Annotated in this window: 1 protein-coding gene; it reads right to left on the reverse strand. The window is 71.9% G+C overall.

What is annotated here, in order from left to right; translation table 11 throughout:
• Positions 1-590: acyltransferase domain-containing protein (locus GM672_RS27800; RefSeq protein ID WP_155473699.1), on the reverse strand; the 590-nt coding region annotated here is incomplete at both ends.

The raw sequence follows: 590 nt of genomic DNA on the forward strand, positions 1-590 counted from the left end.
GGGTCCTTGCAGCGCCAGCATGGCACCGCCGGCGGGCAAGGCTCCCATCAGTTCCGAGCGCAACAGCAGCAGGCCGAAGGCATCCTCCAGCGAGAACACGCCGGCCACGTGCGCGGCTACGTATTCGCCCACGCTGTGGCCGATCACGGCGGCCGGTTCGATGCCCCAGGACCGCCACAACTGCGCCAGCGCGTACTCCAGCGCGAACAGGGCGGGCTGGGTGTGCTCGGTACACGCCAGCGCGGCCTCGTCACCTTGCCACATCAGGGCCTTCAGGCTGGTGCCGCGGCGGGCCAGGTACAGCGCCTCGCAGCGGTCGATGGCCGCGCGAAATGCCGCGTGGCGTTCGTAGAGTTCGGCGCCCATGCCGGGGTATTGCGCGCCCTGGCCGGTGAACACGAACACGGGGCGGGGCGCTCGGCCCTTGACCTGTCCCAGCGCCACGTCCCTGCTGGCGCCGCCGCCATCGGCGATGGCGTCGAGGGCCTCGGCCAGTTGCCGGCGCGATTGGCCCACGGCCGCCAGGCGCCAGCGGAAATGCTCGCGGCGCGTGGCGGCCGTATAGCAGATGTCGCGCAGGCTCGCCGTGT

This window comes from Pseudoduganella buxea (genome assembly GCF_009720835.1).
Lineage (GTDB): Bacteria > Pseudomonadota > Gammaproteobacteria > Burkholderiales > Burkholderiaceae_D > Rugamonas > Rugamonas buxea.